Annotated in this window: 1 protein-coding gene; it reads left to right on the forward strand. The window is 56.1% G+C overall.

Going from position 1 to position 1,229, the window contains the following annotated elements:
- Positions 1–147: 147 nt before the first annotated feature.
- A complete protein-coding gene (locus V6C16_RS13620) occupies positions 148–975 on the forward strand; it encodes a substrate-binding domain-containing protein (RefSeq protein WP_333536323.1) in 828 nt (275 codons plus the stop codon).
- Positions 976–1,229: the final 254 nt, after the last annotated feature.

The raw sequence follows: 1,229 nt of genomic DNA on the forward strand, positions 1-1,229 counted from the left end.
CATTCTCAAAGTTTAAGGCACGCTCACTTCGGCGTTTAACCGCGCAGATAAACTGCGCTTACGCCTCCGTAGCGAACGTCTGCTCACGCAGCCGCCAGAGCAATTTCAAAGTGAAATTGCTCTAACGTTTTCAACAGGAGTATACCGATGTCTCGTATGTCCCGCCTGTTTCTGACTGCCTGTGTCCTTGGTTCGCTGGTCTTTGCCCCTGGGGCGCGTGCCGCGGACGTGCTGATGATGGCAACCACCACCAGCACCCAGGATTCCGGCCTGCTGGAATATCTTGAGCCGTTTTTTAAAAAAGAAACCGGCATCGAATTGAAGTGGGTGGCCGTGGGAACCGGCAAGGCGCTTGAAATCGCCAAAAACTGTGATGCGGACGTGCTGCTGGTGCATGCCCCGGCCGCCGAGATGGAATTCGTCCAGGCCGGACACGGCATAGACCGCCGCCAGATCATGTATAACGACTTTGTCATCGTTGGCCCAGCGGCCGACCCGGCCAAGGTCGCGGGAAAAGGCAGCGCCGAGGCCCTTGCCCGCATCTTTAAAAGCAAGGCGGGCTTTGTGAGCCGCGGCGACCAGTCCGGCACGCACAAGGCCGAACAGAAACTCTGGAAGCAGGCGGACATCACGCCCGACAAGGATCCGGCGTATTTCTCCGCAGGCCAGGGCATGATGGCTACATTGAACATGGCGGCGGAAAAAAAGGCCTACGCGCTGACGGACCGGGGAACCTGGATTACCTTTGCCGACAAGGCGGGGGCCGGTAACCCCCTGGCGATAGTGGTGGAGGGAGATACTGCCCTTTTCAATCAGTACAGCGTCATCACGGTCAATCCCGAACACTGCCCCAAGGTTGACAGGGCATTGGCGCAAAAGTTCGAAGACTGGTGGGTAGCGCCGTCTACGCAGCAGAAAATCGCTGACTACACGCTGAAGGGCAAGCAGCTTTTCTTTCCCAATGCGGGCAAATAATCAGAGCCTTTTTACTTTGAAACTGCCCTGGCGGCTGCGTGAGTAAACGCAAGATATTTGCGCTGTCACGCGCCGCAGAGGGCGTGCTTTGAACTTTGAGAGTGTCCATTCTCAAAGCTCATCTGCTCTAGAGCAATTTCACTTTGAAATTGCTCTGGCGGCTGCGTGAGCAGACGTTCGCTACGGAGGCGTAAGCGCAGTTTATCTGCGCGGTTAAACGCCGAAGTGAGCGTGCCTTAAACTTTGAGAATGTA

This window comes from Desulfovibrio sp. 1188_IL3213, assembly GCF_036763145.1.
Classification (GTDB): Bacteria; Desulfobacterota; Desulfovibrionia; order Desulfovibrionales; family Desulfovibrionaceae; genus Desulfovibrio.